At 54.0% G+C, this 20233-nt stretch carries 16 protein-coding genes; 9 read left to right on the plus strand and 7 right to left on the minus strand.

Translation table 11 applies throughout. The features are described 5' to 3' along the window. The first annotated feature begins 201 nt into the window (after positions 1–201). On the plus strand, positions 202–2157 hold the full coding sequence (locus tag Q0336_RS00300) for a DNA topoisomerase IV subunit B (RefSeq protein ID WP_298524076.1): 1956 nt from the start codon (positions 202–204) through the stop codon (positions 2155–2157). Between the two features lie 111 nt (positions 2158–2268). On the opposite strand, the gene Q0336_RS00305 is transcribed toward Q0336_RS00300, so the two are convergent. Further along, positions 2269–2667 carry a hypothetical protein gene (locus Q0336_RS00305; protein WP_298524078.1) on the minus strand — a complete coding sequence of 133 codons (399 nt, stop codon included), beginning with the start codon at positions 2665–2667 and terminating at the stop codon, positions 2269–2271. A 624-nt stretch (positions 2668–3291) separates the two neighbouring features. On the opposite strand from Q0336_RS00305, the gene Q0336_RS00310 reads away from it, so the two are divergent. Genes Q0336_RS00310 through Q0336_RS00320 form a run of 3 tightly spaced genes read left to right on the plus strand, consistent with a single transcriptional unit; the run spans position 3292 to position 5960 of the window. Further along, the gene (locus Q0336_RS00310; protein ID WP_298524081.1) at positions 3292–3828 is read left to right on the plus strand and encodes a hypothetical protein; all 537 of its coding nucleotides are present in this window, start codon (positions 3292–3294) and stop codon (positions 3826–3828) included. 3 nt (positions 3829–3831) lie between these two features. After that, entirely contained in the window at positions 3832–4470 is a 639-nt protein-coding gene (locus tag Q0336_RS00315; protein WP_298524083.1) for a hypothetical protein, read from the plus strand. Between the two features lie 38 nt (positions 4471–4508). Beyond that, entirely contained in the window at positions 4509–5960 is a 1452-nt protein-coding gene (locus Q0336_RS00320) for a hypothetical protein (protein WP_298524085.1), read from the plus strand. Positions 5961–6054: 94 nt separating this feature from the next. Here the strand turns inward: Q0336_RS00320 and Q0336_RS00325 are convergent, their stop codons facing one another. Continuing rightward, entirely contained in the window at positions 6055–7236 is a 1182-nt protein-coding gene (locus Q0336_RS00325; RefSeq protein WP_298524088.1) for a hypothetical protein, read from the minus strand. Between the two features lie 58 nt (positions 7237–7294). Then, a complete protein-coding gene (locus tag Q0336_RS00330) occupies positions 7295–9229 on the minus strand; it encodes a TonB-dependent receptor (RefSeq protein ID WP_298524091.1) in 1935 nt (644 codons plus the stop codon). Positions 9230–9674: 445 nt separating this feature from the next. Between Q0336_RS00330 and gyrB the strand changes: the two genes are divergently transcribed. The 3 genes from gyrB to Q0336_RS00345 all read left to right on the plus strand — a co-directional run bounded on the left by gyrB (position 9675) and on the right by Q0336_RS00345 (position 13411). Beyond that, on the plus strand, positions 9675–11642 hold the full coding sequence (gene gyrB, locus Q0336_RS00335) for a DNA topoisomerase (ATP-hydrolyzing) subunit B (RefSeq protein ID WP_298524095.1): 1968 nt from the start codon (positions 9675–9677) through the stop codon (positions 11640–11642). An 81-nt stretch (positions 11643–11723) separates the two neighbouring features. Beyond that, on the plus strand, positions 11724–12494 hold the full coding sequence (locus Q0336_RS00340) for a biotin/lipoate A/B protein ligase family protein (protein ID WP_298524098.1): 771 nt from the start codon (positions 11724–11726) through the stop codon (positions 12492–12494). A gap of 5 nt (positions 12495–12499) precedes the next feature. Continuing rightward, positions 12500–13411: a TIGR01212 family radical SAM protein gene (locus tag Q0336_RS00345; protein ID WP_298524101.1), complete on the plus strand. Its 912-nt coding sequence runs from the start codon at positions 12500–12502 to the stop codon at positions 13409–13411. Positions 13412–13536: 125 nt separating this feature from the next. Here the strand turns inward: Q0336_RS00345 and Q0336_RS00350 are convergent, their stop codons facing one another. The 4 genes from Q0336_RS00350 to Q0336_RS00365 form a co-directional block, all read right to left on the minus strand. Further along, complete coding sequence (locus Q0336_RS00350) at positions 13537–14433, minus strand: Ppx/GppA family phosphatase (RefSeq protein WP_298524104.1); 897 nt, start codon at positions 14431–14433, stop codon at positions 13537–13539. Beyond that, positions 14426–16516 carry an RNA degradosome polyphosphate kinase gene (locus Q0336_RS00355; protein WP_298524108.1) on the minus strand — a complete coding sequence of 697 codons (2091 nt, stop codon included), beginning with the start codon at positions 16514–16516 and terminating at the stop codon, positions 14426–14428. Before Q0336_RS00355 ends, Q0336_RS00350 begins: the two co-directional genes overlap by 8 nt. Before the next feature lie 30 nt (positions 16517–16546). Further along, positions 16547–17014 carry a cytidine deaminase gene (gene cdd / locus Q0336_RS00360; protein ID WP_298524111.1) on the minus strand — a complete coding sequence of 156 codons (468 nt, stop codon included), beginning with the start codon at positions 17012–17014 and terminating at the stop codon, positions 16547–16549. Positions 17015–17224: 210 nt separating this feature from the next. Then, positions 17225–17917, minus strand: a complete 693-nt coding sequence (locus Q0336_RS00365; protein ID WP_298524114.1) for a hypothetical protein — start codon at positions 17915–17917, stop codon at positions 17225–17227. Positions 17918–18311: 394 nt separating this feature from the next. Between Q0336_RS00365 and Q0336_RS00370 the strand changes: the two genes are divergently transcribed. Further along, entirely contained in the window at positions 18312–18677 is a 366-nt protein-coding gene (locus Q0336_RS00370) for a DUF1304 domain-containing protein (protein WP_298524117.1), read from the plus strand. Positions 18678–18757: 80 nt separating this feature from the next. Further along, entirely contained in the window at positions 18758–20230 is a 1473-nt protein-coding gene (gene gnd / locus Q0336_RS00375) for a decarboxylating NADP(+)-dependent phosphogluconate dehydrogenase (RefSeq protein WP_298524223.1), read from the plus strand. Positions 20231–20233 lie beyond the last annotated feature (3 nt).

Raw genomic sequence — 20233 nt, forward strand, 5'->3', positions numbered from 1 at the left:
CACGAGCGATCGTGCTCTACCTTTTTTATTTCCCCTGCATACCTTCCCTTACTTCTCTTAGATGCTACTTGGAGGGAGTGGGGGAAGAGAGATGCCGAAGAGGATGAGCCTATTTCAGAGCTTATTATGCCTTGTAGACTGAGGAATGCTGGGTGCTTTTCACTATCTTTGGTGTGCAAAAACAAGAAGGACGTACAATTCATGGATCTTTTAGAACAGAAGACAGTAGACTATAGCGATAGTGATATCAAGACCCTAGAATGGGATGAGCATATCCGTCGCCGCCCGGGGATGTACATCGGGAAGCTCGGTGATGGTACTCATGCCGATGACGGGATATATGTCCTGCTCAAAGAGGTGCTCGACAACTCCATCGACGAGTATGTCATGGGTGCTGGCAAGAAGGTCGAGATCACGATCCATGAAGGAGAAGTGACGGTCCGTGACTATGGCCGAGGCATTCCCTTGGGTAAGCTCATCGATGCGACGAGCAAGATGAATACGGGGGGGAAGATTGACTCTAAAGCCTTCAAGAAGTCCGTTGGTCTTAACGGGGTAGGGATCAAGGCGGTCAATGCCCTTTCCATTCACTGCGAGATCACCGTCTGGCGTGAAGGCCTGACGAAGACAGTACGCTATTCGCATGCCAAGCTCCTTGAGGAGACGGAGGCAGTGCCCTCGACAGAGCCTTCGGGGACACGAGTGGTCTTCCGTCCCGATAGCGAGCTCTTCCGTGGCTACGAGTACAAGGATGAGTTCGTCGAGACTATGGTGAAGAACTACTCGTTCCTCAATGCAGGTCTTGCCCTCATCTATAATGGACGACGCTACCTCTCCAAGAGAGGCCTAGCCGACCTCCTAGAGGAGAATATGACCGAGGAAGCACTCTACCCCCTCATCCACCTCAAGGAAGACGATGTCGAGATCGTACTTACCCATACGACACAGGTAGGGGAAGACTTCTACAGTTTCGTCAATGGACAGAACACGACCCAAGGAGGTACTCATCTCTCGGCATTCAAGGAAGCGGTAGCCCGTGTTATCAAGGACTTCTTCGGGAAGAACTTTGATTACCGTGATATACGATACGGGATGGCTGCAGCCATCAGCATCAAGATCGAAGAGCCCGTCTTCGAGAGCCAGACCAAGACGAAGCTAGGATCGAAGGATATGGAGCCCGATGGGCGAAGTATCCAGAAGTTCCTCAATGACTTCCTCGGCAAAGAACTAGATAACTATCTGCACATCCACCCAGAAGACGCTGGGATCATGCTGCAGAAGATCCAGGAGAGCGAACGCGAGCGCAAGAGCCTCAGCGGTGTCGCCAAACTTGCTCGTGAACGGGCAAAGAAAGCCAGCCTACACAACAAGAAGCTCCGAGACTGCACTATTCACTTCAATGACCCTAAAGCCAAAGAGCCCGAACGTACCAGTCTCTTCATCACCGAGGGTAACTCAGCGAGTGGATCGATCACCACTTGTCGTGACCCCAAATATCAAGCCGTCTTCAGCCTTCGTGGTAAGCCTCTGAACTGCTACGGACAGAGCAAGAAGGTCGTCTATGAGAACGAGGAATTCAACCTCCTACAAGCTGCACTCAATATCGAGGATGGCCTAGATGGGCTTCGCTACAACCGTATCATCATCGCTACCGATGCCGATGATGACGGGATGCACATTCGCCTACTACTGATTACCTTCTTCCTGCAGTTCTTCCCCGAGCTGGTACGTAGAGGTCACGTCTTCATCCTAGAGACACCTCTCTTCCGTGTCTTCCTGCCGAAGGAGCATAAGAAGTCGGATAACTTCATGACCTCTTCGCCTGCGGCTAAGAAGAAGGGACGAGGTAAGAAGAAGGAGAAGGAAGAGGCTGAGCCTGCGGAGGAACTGGTGACGAATATCTACTGCTACAACGAGGCACAGAAGCAGGAAGCCCTGCGTAAGCTCGGCAAGCGAGCCCTAGTCACCCGATTCAAGGGGCTTGGGGAGATCTCTCCCGATCAGTTCAAGGACTGGATCAGTGAAGAGAATATCAAGCTTGACCCGATACGCATACGCAAGGAGGACAATCTGAGTAGCCTCCTGATGTTCTACATGGGGAAGAATACCCCCGAGCGCCAGAACTTCATCATCGATAACCTCGTCGTCGACGAGTAGTTCCCGACGAGGGCGAATCCATCGCCCTGCTACAAGCGAAGAGGCCCCACCGTAAGTCTGATCTTACGGCGGGGCCTCTTTTGTTAGGATGTAGCTCCTAAGGCTAGGGCCTTACTTCTTCTTATCCTTGCAGCAGCCCTTCTTGCCTGCCTGCTCCTGGCAGTTACCCTGCTCGCAGGATTCAGAAGTCTTAGTGCACTTCTTTTCGCACTTCTTAGCTTCCTTCTTGTCGCAGGCCTTGGCATCCTTCTTGTCACAGCTCTTAGCTGCATCCTTGCCGGCTGCTACCTGCTTGCCCTTGCACTTCTTTGCTCCTTCGGGGGTAGAGCAGAGGGAGCCTTCCTTGCAGTCGCACTCCTTGGTCTTACCCGAGCAGCAAGTGGCCTTCTTGGTGCTATCGGTCTTCGCCTGTGCTTCCTTCTTGACTACGTCCTTCTTCTCTGGGGTTTGTGCCGAAGCGCTTACGCCGAGGGCAAAGAGGCATGCTACGGCGAAAATGAATCTCTTCATGATTGTTTGTGTTAGGTTGTTAATGTTGTTATTCTGAGGGTGGAAGTCGGGACTCCCGTGAAGTAAAGTTAGCGAAAGGACCCTACAAGACGGGGTGTCTCAGAGATTCTCTCCTCGGAATAACTAAAAGGTAGGTTAGCCGAAAAGTTCATGAGAGGGACTACTTTTATTTCCCTAGAGGCGCTACTGCTACCTCTTCGGAGGCACTACGGGTACCTCCTCGGAGGCGCTAGTAGTGCTTCCTCTGCATCGCTACTTTGACCTCGATGTAGGGAGCGGGATGCCTGAATTTCCCCTGCACTAGTGATCGCATTGAGGTGCGGAGCTCTATGCCAAGAGCACAGTGGGCAAGGGTCAAAAGAAGGAGCTCAATCATCCCTATAGAATATGTATATTTGTCATTCAAATATTGACTTCGCTGACAAGGAGTGACCACTGTGGGAGCTACCCAGTCAGCACCTAGTATCTATGCAGTATCCCCTTCCTCGCTTTCGACATACACGAGCGTTGAGCCATGCCTGGACGATCCTTCGTTCGCATCCTCAGTTTTTCATCTATTCATCGATCATCTTCCTATTGGGTTGTGGCCTATCGATCTACTTGTGGATACAGGTCGGGGCGATTGTGGCTGGATCAGCATCTGGAGTAGATGCTACGTCTTCTATCAAGCAGCTTGGGCTTCTCGGTGCCTTGGGCTTTGGGGTAGGGCTTCTAGACTTCTTCTTAGCCTATGGCCTTCATAAGCGGATCCTTGGTCTCTTTAGTGAAGAGGAGCCCGAAGAACTCCCTATCAGAAGGCGCATCCGAGAGGGACTTCTCTTCTTGCTCCAAGCACTCGTCCTCTCCCTCCTCATAGCTCTTGGCTTCCTCTTCTTCATTCTCCCTGGATTCTATCTAGCCATGCGCCTCTTACTTGCGCCTTGGCTGTATTTGGATGGGAAAGCAGGCTTCTGGGGATCCTTCAAGCTCTCGTGGCAGCGCACCTCGAGGCACTTCTATGTGCTCCTTCCAGTATGGGGCTTTACCCTTCTTTTCTCTTTGGGAGTCTCCGTGACTTTAGGGCTGGGGCTCATCCCTTTGCTCCCCTTGGGGCTTATCTATAGCTGTATCCTCTACCGCTATCTTCTCGAAGTCCCTCAGGATACTCTTCCTCTGCGCTAAGTGATGAAGACCTTTGTTTCCCTGCACGGAGTCATCCGCCGTCTCCAGTACTCCAAGCGCCTCATCGTGAACCGACGGGGCGATGGTGTGCACTCGCCTTTTGCCTTCCACTTCATCTCCCGTGTTGTGCGCAATCGGAGGCCTTACTACTGCTTCGAGGAACTAAGAGCTCTGTTGGATGAGTGTAAGCGGGCAGGGAGAACACTCCCTCCCATCCATCGCCCTCGGACGCTAGAACTCCTCTTCCGTACCGCCCACGAGCTAGAGGCAAGGCGGATCCTTATCGTCACTTCCGAGCCCGAAGAGAGCCTACTCCCTGACTACATGCAGCGTACGGGATATACCGAGGAGATCACTCTGGTGCGACCCAAACTTGCGGGGCTTGATCCTTCGGCTTCCTATGACCTGATCCTTCTAGAGGCTGTTCCTACCGCCAGCCTGCTTGAGGGGCTCCTCGAAAGGGGAGCTTCTGTAGCTCCTCAGCTAGCAGTTGCTCTCTATGTGCCGACCTCTAAGAGCAGAGAGGGATTAGTTCAGCTAGCACCCTCCACCCGCCCCCGCCAGCAGATCGATCTCATCGATCTACAGCTGTGGTTCTACGACAAGCGTCTTACGCCCTGTCGCTGCAAAGGGGTCTATTGATCGCATTCTCCAATCCTCATATACTATACTTATCTCTGATGAAGTATCTCATCTCTCTTGCCCTCCTCGGTGCTCTCTCCATCACGAGTTGCCAAGCAGCGCCCAAGAAACCTAATGGGACGGAGCAGAAACCTGATCGCCCCGACAATAAGCCCATCGAACCAGAGAAGAAGCTAGCTGGCTCTGAGAGCCAAGCTGTGGTCTCCTACTTCAAGGCTAGTCTCTCTGGAGGGACAGCTCCAGCACTCCTGGAAAAAGCTCTTGAGCTTAGCAGCCTAGAGCAGGCACGCAAGGAGATCTGGACTCTGTGGGCTCAGTCCAATGACCCCAAAGAGACGGGCCTTCCTGCGCTCTCCCCGCTAACCGAAAGATCTACCCCTCGTAGCTGGGTACTCAGCCCCGAGAGCTATGGGAACGACCGCATCCCAGCGATCATGCCCTACTACTATGGGGCGAAGGGAGATAAGCCCAGTGCTGGCTATCCGCTCTTCCTTTACCTTCATGGGTCGGGGCCCAAGGAGCATGAGTGGAAGACTGGCCTAGCTCTATCCCTCTCCTTCCAAGACTCCCCCTCGGTGTACTTCATTCCTCAGATCCCCAATGGAGAAGAGGCCGCTGGTGGCCAGCTCTACCGCTGGTGGCAGCGCTCTAAGCTGGAGGCTTGGGAGAAGCTCCTTCGTCTCTCCTTCCTCTCGGGCTCTATTGATCCCCAGCGTATCTACTTCTTCGGGATCTCCGAGGGCGGGTATGGCTCCCAGCGCTTAGCCTCGTACTATGCCGACTATCTGGCTGGGGCAGGCCCTATGGCTGGCGGTGAACCGCTGATCAATGCGCCCGTGGAGAACCTCCAGCACATCGCCTTCTCCCTGCGTACGGGTGCCGATGATAGGACGTTCCACCGAAACGAACTGACGGGCTACACGCGCGATGCTCTTCAGAAGATGGCAGCAGCGCATCCTGGCTACTACAAGCACTTCATCGACATCATCCCTAAGTATGGTCATGCGATCCCTTACGGCCCGACGACACCTTACCTCGCCCAGCACCAGCGTACCGCCCTTCCTAAGAGCGTCCACTGGGAGGACTTCCCTGTCGATGGGCTCTATCGTAAGGGCTTCTACAACCTTGCACCACTGACCCGTCCTCAGGGGACAGATCGTATCTACTACGAAGAGGAAATCAAGGACAATACGGTGGACCTCAAGATCCGCTCGGTGAAGTACCAAGACAAGCAGGTCAGTGCCTACTATACGAGCTTCCGTCTGGTACTGCTCTACGATAAGATCTACACCGATGCTACGGGCGGGAAGCTACGCGTCTACCTCAGCCCCGAGCTCGTTGATCTCTCTAGACCCGTACACATACGAGTCAATGGTCGGGAGGTCTACTCGGGCGAAGTGAAAGCCGACTGGAAGCACCTCACCTCGAGCTGTGCGCTCTTCTTCGATCCTCTGCGCCTTTTCCCAGCTGCTGTCGAGATCGACTACTAGCCTCTGCTACGGGCTCAAGCGTCCACTAGATAAGAAGCTCCCCCTTGATCGTGCACTGGCGATCAAGGGGGAGCTTGCTTATAGGTCGGAGCCCTTACTTATCGAGCTCTACGAAGGCGGTGAAGCGGGAATCCTCTCCTGTCAGTAGGAGCGGGATGACTCGCTCACCCGTAGCCGAGCCTCGCCCTCGCTCTAGGCGGAAGATCCCCGTCTTACCTTCGGGTACATACTGCTCGTAGGCGAAGTGGGCTAGGACACCCATTGTCGTCCGTAGGTTGATCTCGACGCAAGGGTGTAGGCAGAGCTGCCCCTTCTCTCGGTAGAGGAAGAGGTCTACCCCGATGTAGCCGATATATTCTGAGCTTCGGAGGCGCTCTTCGAGCCACCTAGTATGCGCCTCGATGAGTCGCTCTAGGGACTCCTCACCGATGAGCTGAGTGAGCCCTTCCCAGAGCATCATAGGAGAAGCGAGGGTGTTGCCTCGGTAGGCTCTTCCCGAGGGGAAGGTATCGAAGTGGGAGAGGTCGAAGAAGCGAACCTTCCCCGCTTCATCACGTGTGTATTCGATGGCCCAGTTGTCGATGACTTCGAGGTAGGGCTCTAAGCTCACGCTCCCACTACGCATACAGCTCCCGACGAGAGCTTCTAAGTGCTTCTCTTGTACGGGAAGGGGGAGGGGCTGGACACCTCTACCCGAGGAGCTGTAAGGGCGCTTGACGATGAGCTCCCGAGGCGAACCAAGGGCTCGCTGGGTGACTTCGCTGATCCCTTCGAGGAGGAGCTGCTGGGTCTCCTCCTTTGTCTCTTGTGCTTCGATCCAAAGAGGGAGAATACCGGAGGGATAACCTAGTTCGTCGGCTAAGTACTGGAGAAGCTCTGCGCTCGCTCTGCGGTGGCTGAGCTGGAGATAGGCATCGGTGAACTTCGGGAGATGTAGGGTGGTACGACTGAGGAGCGGACTATTCTTCAGTTCTCGTAGGATATGAGCTTCTACACCCCAGATCGTGACGAGTAGTTCTGGGGGAAGGATCGCATCCTTGGGGAGGGTCTCGCCTTCGGCATTCAGCAGGCGTGCTGGTGCTCCTTCGGGAGAGGCAGGAGCATAGATGAGATCTTCGCCCGAGGCTAAGAGGCGTAGCAGTGGAGCTAGCTCGTAGCGCATCCAGCGGATCTCCTTGGAGAGCGTAAGGTGCTGATGCTGGGGGAAGCTAAGCGCTTCCTCGTGGCCGGGGTTGAAGACCCAGAGGCGGGGTATGGAGGCGGGATAGGCGATCATATCAAGAGCAAAGATAGAGATAAAGGTCTCTTCTCACTCTAGATGTGATCGATGCCTCCTAGAGGGTGTAGCTGATGGAGCCGAAGAAGGTCCTCCCAGGAGAGAGGCTTCCCGTGATATTGACTTGGTCGGGGTGGTGATCGAAGAGGTTGTCGAGCCCGAGAGTCAGACGTAGTCGACCCTTGTACTGACCAGCGAGGCTGATCCGACTGAGGAGGAAGCCTTCATGCTGGACATAAGTATAGGCTTGGGAGAGGCTATTGTACTCGCTGAGTGTGACTCCGCCCGCTCCTCTCAGACTGTAGGTCGCCGATAGTCGAAGGGAGGAACTAGCCTTTCGCTCGTAGCTGAGGTTGGCGGTGTAGTTGTGTGGGCGAAGAGGGGCAAAGGGCTGTCCATTAGCTCGGTCCTCCGCCTTAGAGAAGTCGTGTATGTAGCTGTAATCACCATTGAAGGCAAAGCCCCAAGGGAGCTGGGCACGTAGGCTCGTCTGTAGGTTCAGTAGGCGGGTCGTAGTACCGATGTTCGTATAGTGGTAGGCATTCTCGTCCTGTACAAAGAGCGAGCCGATCTGATTGTAGATCAAACTGTAGGAAGCGATCCCCGTGAGGTTGAAGTGGGATGTTTGCCATTCAGGAGATAGGCTGATCATACGACTGACTTCGGGGCGCAGGCCCTTCGTTCCCTTGATGAAGAACATACCGAGGTGATCCCAGTCCATGTACTGCTCTTTGATCGAGGGAGAACGGAAGCCTTCGGAGTAGGAGGCTCGTAGGCGAACATTCTTCAGACTGTAGAGTAGGGAGGCTCGAGGAGAGAAGTGGCTTCCAAAGGTCGAGTGTACATCCATGCGGAAGCCCCCGACGGCGGAGAGCTGGGGGAGTATGTGCCACTCTCCCTGCCCATAGAGCGTGTAGAACTGAGCTCGGTGTCTTGTCGTAGCAGAGCTGAACTTGTCCCCTCTTAGCTCTTCGAGGAGTACCTCCACACCGGTATTGACGAGGACGGGAGATCTTCCCTCCGCTCCGTAGTTGTATTGCAAGCGTATGGTCTGTCCCGTGAAGTCGAAGATCGGTACTTGCTTGCCCGAATGGATGCTGTCCCGATAGCGATGGTAAAGCTCGTGGTTGTAGTCAAGGCGAAGGTTATGCAGGTCGCTGAAGGCATGGTAAGCCCTTCCCCCGAAGGAATGACTTCGGTACTGGTTGCGACTCACTTCATTCCCATCTTGATCTCGGTGACCGTAGCGAAGGTAGCCATAGAGCTCGTTGCTTAGATCGCTCGAGCGGTAGCGAAGGGTCTGTGTTAGGTTGAGTGACTTGCTCCCTAGAACGGGCGTAGACTCTCGGCGGAGGCTCGATGTGCCGATATGGTAAGCGGACTGGTCGGTGTAGTTCGCTGAAGTCAGCGAGCTAAAGCCTCCTCGTCTCAGTTGTGCCGAGCCGTTGTATCTACTGATCCCTTCGCCACTGTAGTCGTAGCTGAGGTTGTATTCGTGCGGGGCTCTGGCTCTCTTGGTGATGAAGTTGATGACACCTCCGATAGCGTTCGACCCGTAGAGGGCGGACGCTGCCCCTCGGACCACTTCGATGCGCTCGATGCTTGAGAGATCAATGCGGTTAAGGTCGACGACTCCGTTCCCCTCCGATGTGAGACGCTCGCCATCAACGAGGAAGAGGATGTGGTCTCCCGAGAAGCCTTGTACGGTCACTCGAGACTGGGCCCCGTGGGTCGTGACATTGATCCCGGGCATGCTCATCTGTAGTGCATCTGTAGCCGAGCGAGGGTTGAGGCGCTCTAGATCCTTCCTAGAGATCACTTGGGTGATGATCGGGAGTTTCTTCAGGGTGCGGGGTGTTTGCGTCCCTGTGACGACGACATCCTCGAGGGTGTGGTCGTGGGCGATGCTGTCGGGCATCTTGCTTTGAGCGCTAAGACTTGGGGTAAAGCTCCAGAGTAGGGCGAAGAGGATCAGAAGGGGGCGATAGACCATTCCGTGATAGGGTTCTTTGATAAGGGAAATGATGAAGTGGGGCAAAGATACGGGTATCCCCTCAAGGAGGCTATCCCCTCTAGTAGTGATTTGCTCGATCCCCTCTACCTGATACTAATTAGGAGAGCCTTCTCGGCAGGCTCATTTGCACCCCCTTTGGGGAACCTACGGTAGGTCGGTCAAGCGACCCACGGTAGGTCGTCGATGCGACCCACAGTAGGTTTTATCGGCGACCTACAGTAGGTCGTTTTTGCCCCTTCTGGAGCAAGGCGCTCAAACCCGCTGGTGAAGCCACTTTCTGAAGGGCTCTGCACCTCGGTCCAAAAGGAGGATTCTTGACCCCGAAGACGGAGCAGATTTTCCCTCGTCAAAGAGCCAAAGATGGTACAAGGGATGCGCATTTTTCGTATCTTTGTCTATCTATTAACTTCATATTGCGACAATAATGAGCGAAGAGCTATTCGACCAAGCCCAAGCAAGCGAAAAGGAATACTCAGCCAGTAGTATACAGGTCCTAGAAGGTCTAGAGGCCGTGCGTAAGCGCCCTGCCATGTATATCGGTGATATCGGCGAAAAGGGACTGCATCACTTGGTCTACGAAGTCGTAGATAACTCGATCGACGAAGCCCTGGCAGGCTATTGTAATGACGTCAAGGTCATCATCCACGAAGACAACTCTATCGAAGTCCGAGATAATGGTCGTGGGATCCCTGTAGATATTCATGAGAAGGAAGGTAAGAGTGCGCTGGAAGTCGTGCTGACCGTCCTGCACGCTGGGGGTAAGTTCGATAAAGGCTCCTATAAGGTCTCTGGTGGTCTGCATGGTGTCGGGGTCTCTTGTGTCAATGCCCTCTCTACCTATCTCAAGGCCATCGTAGAGCGTGACGGCAAGGTGTACTCTCAGGAGTTCAGCCGAGGTGTACCTACGACCGAACTGCTGACCATCGGCACAACGGATCGGACGGGTACGACGGTCATCTTCAAGCCCGATGATACGATCTTCGCTGTCACCGAATATCAGTTCAAGATCCTCTCTACTCGCCTTCGTGAACTTGCCTTCCTCAATGCAGGTATCACCCTCTCCCTCATCGATGAGCGTCAGCGAAACGAGGCAGGAGAACCCCTTGTCGAGTCCTACTATTCAGAGAAGGGACTGGAGGAATTCGTCAAGTACATCGACCGCTCCAAGGAGCACCTCGTCGATGATGTCATCCACATCATCACCGAGAAGCAAGGCATCCCCGTAGAGGTAGCGATGACTTACAACACCTCATACAATGAGAATGTCTACAGCTACGTCAATAATATCAACACCATCGAGGGGGGTACGCACCTAGCAGGCTTCCGCCGTGGGCTTACTCGTACGCTGAAGAAGTATGCTACCGACTCCAAGCTCCTCGACAAGGTCAAGGTCGAGATCACGGGGGATGACTTCCGTGAAGGCTTGACAGCTGTCGTAAGTATCAAGGTCGCCGAACCTCAGTTCGAAGGACAGACCAAGACCAAGCTCGGGAACAACGAAGTCATGGGGGCCGTAGACATCGCTGTCAGCGAAGCCCTCGAGATCTACCTCGAAGAGCATCCCAAGGAAGCCAAGGTCATCGTCGATAAGGTTATCCTTGCTGCTACCGCACGTCAGGCTGCTCGCAAGGCTCGTGAGATGGTGCAGCGTAAGTCGCCCCTCTCTGGTGGTGGCCTCCCTGGTAAGCTCGCAGACTGCTCCTCTAAGGATCCTGTCCTCTCTGAGCTCTTCCTCGTCGAGGGTGACTCTGCAGGTGGTACCGCTAAGCAGGGCCGTGACCGAGAGTTCCAAGCTATCCTGCCCCTGCGTGGTAAGATCCTCAACGTAGAGAAGGCCATGCAGCACAAGGTCCTCGAGAGCGAAGAGATCCGCAATATCTACACCGCCCTGGGTGTGACCATCGGCACTGAGGAAGATAGCATGGCGCTGAACCTCACCAAGCTCCGCTACCACAAGGTGATCATCATGACCGATGCTGACGTGGACGGTAGCCATATCGCCACGCTCATCCTGACCTTCTTCTTCCGCAACATGCGTTCGCTCATCGAGAATGGCTACGTCTACATCGCTACGCCGCCTCTCTATCTCTGTACACGTGGTAAGGAGCGTGAATACTGCTGGACAGAGCAGCAGCGTCAGGCCTTCATCGACCGTGTCGGTGGTGGTGATGAGAACCGTGTCCGTGTGCAGCGCTACAAGGGTCTTGGGGAGATGAACGAAGAGCAGCTCTGGGAGACGACGATGAACCCAGAGAATCGTACGCTTCGTAAGATCACCATCGAGAATGCTGCCGAAGCTGATGCGATCTTCTCGATGCTCATGGGGGACGATGTAGCTCCTCGCCGTGAGTTCATCGAAGCCAACGCTACTTACGCTCGTATCGACGCTTAAGAGTCCTCTATACCTGATATAAGCGAAGGCTATCCTCACGGCATGGATGTGCCGAGGGGATAGCCTTCTCCTCTCCTTGCTATGACACAAGATCAAGCTAAGACGAACGCTTACTACTATATCAGTCCTTCCACCGATCCGTACTACAACATCGCACTGGAGGACTACCTCTATCGCCAGCTGCGCCCCCTAGATACGATCTACTTCCTCTGGATCAATCGCCCCTCGGTCTTCATGGGGCGCTATCAGTGGGCAGATGCAGAGCTCGATATGCGCTATCTGGAGGAGAAGCAGATCGCACTCCTTCGCCGTACCTCTGGGGGAGGCACAGTCTATCATGATCTGGGCAATCTGAACTTCACGGCGATCAAGAACGATCATTCGAGTCAAGGCTTTGATCTGAAGGCTTTCCCTCAGCCCGTGCAGCGAGCTTTAGCCCGTCATGGCGTAGCTGTAGAGCGATCTCCTCGGGGAGATCTTCGTCTGGATGGTCGGAAGGTAGGGGGAGCAGCTGAGGCGGTCAGTCGTTCCCGCATGCTCTACCATATCTGTCTCCTCTTCGATACCGATCTGGAGGAGCTGGAGCGTATCCTCACTGTAGATCCTTCGGTCACAGTGAGCTCACGTGTTGCCTCCGTACGCTCTCAAGTCACGAACCTCCGCCCTGCACTCCCTCCCGACTACACGATCGCTGATCTTCAGGAGGATATACTGAGTGCCCTAGCAGAGGAGCATGAAGGCCTCTTCCCCCTCCAGTTCAATTCGACTGTCGAGGAGTATATCCGTCGAGAGCGAGCCGAGCACTTCGAGCATCCAGACTGGATCCATTCACCTGTTGGCAAGGCTAAATAAGGACGATGAACGAACAAGGACCATCACTTCCCTACATTGACTTTGCTTCCTTCCTTAGGCGCTACTTCCCAGAGCAGAAGGTACAGAAGATCACCCTTACGGCGGGCTTCTCTTGTCCTACGAGAGATGGCTCGATGGGTAAGGGGGGCTGTACGTACTGCAATAACAAGAGCTTCAGCCCTAACTATGCCGTCAAGCTCAAAAGCATCACTGAGCAGATCGATGAAGGGATAGCCTTCTTCCGTCGCAAGTATCCAGAGATGCGCTATTTGGCCTACTTCCAGTCCTACACGAATACGTATGGAGAGGTAGCAGACTGCATCGCTAAGTACGAGGAAGCTCTTCGCCATCCCGATGTCGTGGGTCTCATCATTGGTACGCGTCCCGACTGTATGCCTCAGCCTCTACTTGATTACCTCAGTGAGCTCGCTAAGCGTACCTTCCTCCTCGTAGAGTATGGAGTGGAGAGTACCTACGATAGGAGCCTAGAGCGTATCCAGCGCGGGCATTCATGGCAGTGTAGTGTCGATACGATCCAGCGCACACATGAGGCGGGTATCTTGGTGGGGGCTCATCTCATCCTAGGGCTCCCAGGGGAGAGTAGGGAGGAGATGCTCCAGCATGCAGAGCGTCTCTCATCCCTCCCGATCACGACGCTCAAGATCCATCAGTTACAGATCATCCGTGGTACGATCATGGCAGGTGAATATCTGCGTAACCCCGAAGACTTCCACCTCTTCACCGAAGAGGAATATATCGAGCTCATCGTGGACTTCGTACATCGACTGCGCTCCGATATAGTGCTTGAGCGCTTTGTCTCGCAGTCTCCTCCGGAGCTTCTCCTTGCTCCTCGATGGGGATGGAAGAACCATGAGTTTACAGCCAAGATCCGTCGAGCCCTAGAGCAGGACTCCTAGCTTTAATCAAAGGCATCTAATCTGACTCATCATATATGTAAAGCCCCCTTATCCGCTTTGGGATAAGGGGGCTTTTACTTTACTCCTTGATCTAGACTTCGGAGAGCCTTGCATTCAGCAGAAGGTCACGCTTGTATCGGACAGATAGAGTCGACGATGCCGTCCGCTAGCCCCTTGGTGGGGACTATGATCTCGGAAGCCTCTGTGATATCGGCTACGAGGAGGAAGATGTCAGCGGCAGGTACTATGACCTCTGCACGGTCTGGCTTGAGGCGGAAGATAAGCATGCGCTCCACGGGAGTGTATTGGCGCAATTCGTCTGCTACAGCATGGAGGCTTGCGACGGGAAGACTGCAGATATTAGCTCGCTCGGAAGGAGCACCTAGGCGAAGGAGCTTATTGATATTTCCCCCCGTACCAACGAGTCGGAGCGTACCATAGATTTCCTTGAGGTGCTGGACATAGGCTCTGAAGGAGTCTCGTACTTCGTCCCGTACCATCCCACTGAGCTGACGGATCGTACCGATATCGAACGAACGGGACTCGATGAGCTGGGAGCCTCGTACGAGGTTGAGCTCTGTACTCCCCCCCCCAACGTCGATATAGAGGAAGGTCTCCTCATGCTCCCCAGAGAGTGAGCGGATGAGATCAGAGGAGATCAGCTGAGCTTCCTCTCGGCCATCGATGATCTCGATCTTGATACCGGTCTTCTCGTAGATCTTCTCCACGAGCTCTTCGCCGTTGTCAGCGTCTCGCATGGCCGAGGTCGCACATGCTCTGAAGGCAGATACCTCGTAGATCTCCATCAGTTCACGGTAGGCCTTCATGAGGCTTACTAGCTGCTTGGACTTCTTCTTAGAGATATGTCCTTCGACGAAAGCATCTTCCCCGAGGCGGAGCGGGACACGCACGAGCTGGACCTTGGACAGAGGCTCTGCACTCCCTGGCTCATTGAGGCATTTGATGAGCAGACGTACTGCGTTCGACCCTATATCTATACCGGCGTAGTGTGATTTACCCATGATTTTCTTCTTTCTTCTTAGCTAGGTAGTATTGGTAGAGTGCTTGCTGTGAGTTGAAGAGCTCCGTCTTGTCGGCTATATCCTCTCTACGAGGGCGAACCTCCTCGGCATTGATATAGTAGCCCTGCTCGGTGTCCCTTAGGCCCGCAGAGATGATGAAGTCGAGCTCCCTCTGGATATCGGGATCATAGACGGGGGTCATCACCTCGATGCGTCGATCGAGGTTGCGGGTCATCCAGTCGGTAGATCCGATGTAGTACTTTGGCTCGCCACCATTGCCGAAGATGTAGATACGTGAATGCTCTAGGTAGCGGGAGATGATGGCATTGATGAAGAGATCTTCGCTGTAGCCAGGTACACCAGGGATGAGGGAGCAGTTACCTCTTAGGCACAGCTCCACACGGACCCCAGCGGTAGAAGCCTCATAGAGCTTAGCTACCATCTTCTCATCGACGACATGATTCAGTTTGAGACGGATGAAAGCCTCCTTGCCTGCTCGTGCCAGACGGATCTCCTTGTTGATCATCTGGTAGAGTGGCTGACGCATATCGTTAGGGGCAACAAGGAGATGATGGAAATGCGTGTTGATGAAGGGTCGCTCGATGAAGTCAAAGACCTGAGCCACATCTCGGACGATCCCCTTATGAGCAGTCATCAGCATCAAGTCCGTGTAGAGGCAAGCTGTCCCCTCGTGAAGATTCCCCGATCCGATACAAGCAATGTTCCCACGCTTGGTACCGATGTAGACGAGCTTGGAGTGTACCTTGAGCTTCTCATGCCCAAGGACGACATTGATCCCTGAGTCCTGCATCTTCTTACCCCAGCTGATATTGGACTGCTCGTCGAAGCGAGCGAGGAGCTCAACGACGGCCGTGACTCGCTTACCATTCTGCGCTGCGGTCATTAGGGCCTTGACGACCTTGGAGTTCTGAGCGACCCGGTAGAGTGAGATGCGTATCTCTGTGACATCTTCGCTGATGGCAGCCTCTTGGAGTAGACGTAGGAAGTGATCAAAACTGTAGTAAGGGAAGTGGATACACCGATCACGGCGGAGTACTTGACTGATGATGCTCTGAGCATAGTGGAACTCATCCATCTGCAGGGGTACTTGCTTAGGGAAGCGCAGCCCTGACCGTCCGCAGTCGGGGAGCGTCATCAGATCGCGCATGTTGTGATAGCGCCCACCACCGATACGCATATCTCGGTAGTTAAGCTCGGCCATATCACTCAGGCGACGCAGGATCTCTGGGGAGAGGGCATCATCATAGACGACACGCACAGCTTCTCCTCGCCCACGTCGCTTGACTCCACGAGAGACCATCTCGATGACACTAGAGCGAAGGTCCTGCTCGATCTCAAACTCTGCATCCTTGGTGAACTTGAAGGTATAAGCCTCGTAGTGGGCATACTCTCGTCCGATGAAGATATAAGGGAGACAGTAGCGGAGCACATCATCGAGGAACATCAAGTAGCTCTCCCCATCCTTGTCTTGGAGGCGAAGGAAGCGTCCTAGTTCCTTTGTCGGCACTTCGAGCAGGGCTACATCATGTGCCTCCTCTGCCTCTCCCTGCTCATGCCAGAGGACGACGACTAGATAGAGGGCTTCCTTGAGGTGCTGCTCGGGTCTGAACGTAGGGCTATTGATGAAGATCGGGTTCGTGATCCCATTGATCTTATCCATGAAGAAGGAGAGGACTTCATCCTCTTGGTCCGTCGTCAGTTGCTGCTCATTGATGATGTGGATATGAGCTTCGGTGAGACATCGGAGGAGATCTGCGAACGTCCGATCAAAGAGCTCAGAATACTCTTTGTTGAGCCGTATGATGGTGCGTAGCGTCTCCTTAGCCTTCCTGCGCTCGTGCGATGGGATAGCTTCGGGAGAGCCTACGATACGTCGAAGAGAGGCGACACGTACTCTGAAGAACTCATCGAGGTTATTGGAGTAGATCCCGAGGTAATTGAAGCGCTCCAGTAGAGGGAGATCCGTGCGTACAGCCTCGAGGAGGATGCGCTTATTGAAGTACATCCAGCTCTCATCTCGCTCGATATAGGGGAGGCGACCTCGGTGATGGCTATGAGGCATAAGCTATGGATATATCAAGTGCTCTAATGTCTAAAGGCTACTCCCATCGAAGCCGAAGGGGAGCAGATAGCGGCAGTCCTCTAAGACGACTGTCTTCTCGTCTCCCGCCAGTAGGATGGGGAAGGGATGGAAGCGGGTAGCCGTCTCCATGATGACCTGACGACAGCTCCCACAGGGAGAGATGAAGGGGACTCTACCTGAGGCGTTGAAGGCGACGATGAGGAGCTTCTCTACCGGGACATCGGGCCATTGGGCACCGGCCCAGAAGAGGGCAGTACGTTCAGCACAAGTGCCCGAGGGATAGGCGGCATTCTCTTGGTTTGATCCCGTGACGATCTCTCCATTAGCTAGGAGTACGGCAGCCCCGACGAGGAAGCGACTATAGGGAGCATAGGCCTTCTTGGCAGCCTGCACGGCTAGCTCTTCGAGGTGGTGCTCTTCGGGAGTGAGTTCGCTCCTGAGGAGCGTCTTATAGGGAATGTTGAAGGTCTGTTCCATAAAGCAATTCTTCTAGGGAAGATGGAGTATGCGGACGAATACTCTTGATTCGTCTCTTTAGCGAATGTACGAAAAATATAGCAGCCTCCTTCATACGACACACCCCCTCCCGAGCCGTGGGCTGGGAGAGGGTGTAGGCTATGAGGTATATACTATGCGTGTGGGGATCTCCTTCGGAGGGTATAGGCTAGAGCCCCACGGCTGTGCACGCTACTTCTTAGAGCTTCGAGCGCTTCCTTTCTTCGTAGGCTTGAGGATGGGGACGATCTCGATATGAGCATCGATACCTAGGCCATCGATGATGCGCTGGATGAACTTCTTCTTGATCCCTGTGGGCGAACTGGTCTGGAGGTAATAGTTACCCTCTAGGTGCTTGAACGAAGCGCCTAGCTCTTGGCCGTCTGATTCGATGATGAGGGGCTCCTTGTTGAGCTTCAGCCCGAGGCCAAGCACCTTATCTACACCAGCCTTCTGGATGAAGGCTCTGAAGGTATCTGCTGCACTCTTCTCCTCGAGGCTAGTCCCGTCAGCATAGACGACACGTAGGCGAGTGATCGAGGAGGATGAGAGAGCGTGCTCTAGAGCATTAGCTTTACGCTTGAGGCGACGTGCTTCTAGTGCTTCTCTTTTGGCAGTCTCTTCTTCTGGACTTAGCTCTCCTGCACGACGATGCTCGATCGTATAGGTGCTGGGGTTAGCTGGATCATAGTTTAGAGTGAAAGTGATAGGCTTATCGAGCACAGAGAGTGTATCTCTTAGTGCATTTCGCATAGCTCGGTAGAGCTCTTCTTGTATGAGACGATCTTCTTCTTTCTTGATCTGTCGGTCTACATCATTAGCGATAGAGATCCCTTGAGCTTCTAGGGTACGTCGTGCATCGATGAGCTGTGATAGGTTTGCCATAAGAACTTTATTATTCTATGAAATGAGATTATTTCTACCCCTAGAACGTGATAGATATAGATTGTATTTTATCCTCGTGAATATTTTCTAGTCTTTGGTAGATTTTAGATGCTATGTTTCTACATATAGCTCACCTCTACCCTTATTGCAATGCAAAGATAATGCTAAATGTTCTAGAGCTGGGATAAGGATCCTCTTGCTTCGTCTGAAGATGATTTGATGGAGGAATATCTTCCTCCTTGAATCTTCGCTCTTCCCCTAGGTAGTGAGCTGTCTATCGAAGGGCTCGGAGCAAACCTTTTGATAGATAGGCTTGTTCACGATACATAACATGCTCGCTCTGATAGCCTTGTGATGATGAGACTAAGGGGGCGATACTAATCGTATAAATAGAATGACTATAGTAGCGACGATCCTAGTAGCACTGGTGGCTCTGGAGCATCTGTATATCCTCTGGATCGAGATGTTTGCATGGACGACCAAGGGGCGAAAGGTCTTCAAGGGAGTGCTCCCCGATGAGCTCTTCGAGTCCACCCGAGGCTTGGCAGCTAACCAAGGTCTATACAATGGCTTCCTAGCAGCGGGACTGATCTGGGGGCTGACGATCGCCGAACCCCTCTGGAGTCTCCGTGTGCAGCTCTTCTTCCTCCTCTGTGTCGTGACTGCTGCTACCTACGGGGCTATGCGCTCGAGTCCGAGCATCCTCCTCAAGCAAGGGCTACCCGCTATTCTTGCTCTTTTTGCTCTTCTGCTTCGCTAATTCACATCAGAGTAGTGTAGGGCTGGATAGCCTCAGCTATTGAGTTCCCTAGACCCTAGTACATACTCTTCCATCTCCCTATATCAATGACTAGAAAATCAGACATTGGCCTCATAGGTCTCGCTGTCATGGGCGAGAACCTCGCTCTGAACATGGAGCGCAATGGCTTCCAAGTATCCGTATATAATCGTGCCGAAGGTGCAGAGGCACACGTCGTCGAGCATTTCCTCTCGGGGCGTGCCGAGGGGAAGCGCTTCCTAGGCTTCACTGACCTCAAGCCCTTCGTCGAGAGCATCGAGCGTCCACGCAAGATCATGATGATGATCCGTGCGGGTAAGCCCGTAGACTCCGTGATCGATGCACTCCTACCTTACCTAGAGGACGGAGACATCATCATCGATGGGGGTAACTCCAATTGGGAGGACTCTGAGCGACGGGAGGCTACCCTCCGATCACGAGGAATCTACTTCGTCGGCTGTGGTATCTCGGGCGGTGAAGAGGGTGCCCTCAATGGTCCTGCGATCATGCCTGGTGGAGCACGTGAGGCTTGGCCTACGCTGGAGCCTATCTTCACGAAGATAGCGGCGAAGGCTGAGGATGGCTCTCCCTGCTGTGCTTGGATCGGAGCTGGAGGCTCAGGGCACTTCGTCAAGATGGTACACAACGGGATCGAGTATGGCGATATGCAGCTCATCGCTGATGCCTATGCAGTCCTCAGCCAGATAGCAGATAAGTCGAACGAAGAGATGGCCACCATCTTCGCCTCATGGGGGGCAGGCAAGCTCAGTAGCTACCTCATAGAGATCACCTCGGAGATCCTACGTCATCGGGAGCCCTCGGGGGACTACCTCATCGACAAGATCCTCGATGCCGCTGGTCAGAAGGGTACGGGGAAGTGGTCAGTCATCAATTCTCTTGAGTATGGAGAGCCTCTGGGACTCATCGCTACTGCTGTCTACGAGCGTAGCCTCTCCTCGGGTGTGGAGCTTCGTCGGGAGGCCTCTGAGCTCTATCCTCGTGAGGCTTGCTTGCAGTCCGACTTCACCGAGGCTGATGTACTCGCCCTCGAGCGCACGCTCTATGCCTCCAAGATCGTCTCCTATGCACAGGGCTTCTCCCTCCTCTCTGAGGCCTCTCGTGCGAATAGCTGGGGGCTCGACCTTGCCTCGATCGCACGGATTTGGCGCAATGGTTGTATCATCCGCTCCTCCTTCCTCAATGACATCGCAGCTGCCTACCAAGCTGAGCCCGAGCTGAAGAACCTCCTCCTCGCGCCTTACTTCCACAAGGAGATCGAAGAGGCTCGACAGGATTGGCGCCAGACGGTGGCTAATGCCTTCCTTCAGGAGTGCTCCGTGCCCGCCTTCGCCTCGGCTCTGAGCTACTTCTCTTCGCTGACGACTCGTCGTCTGCCTGCCAACCTCGTTCAAGCTCAGCGAGACTTCTTCGGGGCGCATACCTTTGAGCGTGTAGACCAGCCCAGAGGGACGTTCTTCCATGAGAACTGGACGGGTCGAGGTAGCGATACCTCCTCCACTTCATATAATGCTTAGGGA

Source organism: uncultured Porphyromonas sp., assembly GCF_938039215.1.
In the GTDB taxonomy this organism is placed as follows: Bacteria; Bacteroidota; Bacteroidia; order Bacteroidales; family Porphyromonadaceae; genus Porphyromonas.

What these genes read in the sequence shown, in the direction of transcription:
- Q0336_RS00320 (WP_298524085.1), top strand. Translation starts at nt 4,509, where the DNA reads ATGAAGTATCTCATCTCTCTTGCCCTCCTCGGTGCTCTCTCCATCACG.
- cdd (WP_298524111.1), bottom strand. Translation starts at nt 17,014, where the DNA reads ATGGAACAGACCTTCAACATTCCCTATAAGACGCTCCTCAGGAGCGAA.
- Q0336_RS00350 (WP_298524104.1), bottom strand. Translation starts at nt 14,433, where the DNA reads ATGGGTAAATCACACTACGCCGGTATAGATATAGGGTCGAACGCAGTA.
- Q0336_RS00330 (WP_298524091.1), bottom strand. Translation starts at nt 9,229, where the DNA reads ATGGTCTATCGCCCCCTTCTGATCCTCTTCGCCCTACTCTGGAGCTTT.
- Q0336_RS00305 (WP_298524078.1), bottom strand. Translation starts at nt 2,667, where the DNA reads ATGAAGAGATTCATTTTCGCCGTAGCATGCCTCTTTGCCCTCGGCGTA.
- Q0336_RS00365 (WP_298524114.1), bottom strand. Translation starts at nt 17,917, where the DNA reads ATGGCAAACCTATCACAGCTCATCGATGCACGACGTACCCTAGAAGCT.
- Q0336_RS00315 (WP_298524083.1), top strand. Translation starts at nt 3,832, where the DNA reads ATGAAGACCTTTGTTTCCCTGCACGGAGTCATCCGCCGTCTCCAGTAC.
- Q0336_RS00370 (WP_298524117.1), top strand. Translation starts at nt 18,312, where the DNA reads ATGACTATAGTAGCGACGATCCTAGTAGCACTGGTGGCTCTGGAGCAT.
- Q0336_RS00300 (WP_298524076.1), top strand. Translation starts at nt 202, where the DNA reads ATGGATCTTTTAGAACAGAAGACAGTAGACTATAGCGATAGTGATATC.
- Q0336_RS00355 (WP_298524108.1), bottom strand. Translation starts at nt 16,516, where the DNA reads ATGCCTCATAGCCATCACCGAGGTCGCCTCCCCTATATCGAGCGAGAT.
- Q0336_RS00325 (WP_298524088.1), bottom strand. Translation starts at nt 7,236, where the DNA reads ATGATCGCCTATCCCGCCTCCATACCCCGCCTCTGGGTCTTCAACCCC.
- Q0336_RS00340 (WP_298524098.1), top strand. Translation starts at nt 11,724, where the DNA reads ATGACACAAGATCAAGCTAAGACGAACGCTTACTACTATATCAGTCCT.
- Q0336_RS00345 (WP_298524101.1), top strand. Translation starts at nt 12,500, where the DNA reads ATGAACGAACAAGGACCATCACTTCCCTACATTGACTTTGCTTCCTTC.
- gyrB (WP_298524095.1), top strand. Translation starts at nt 9,675, where the DNA reads ATGAGCGAAGAGCTATTCGACCAAGCCCAAGCAAGCGAAAAGGAATAC.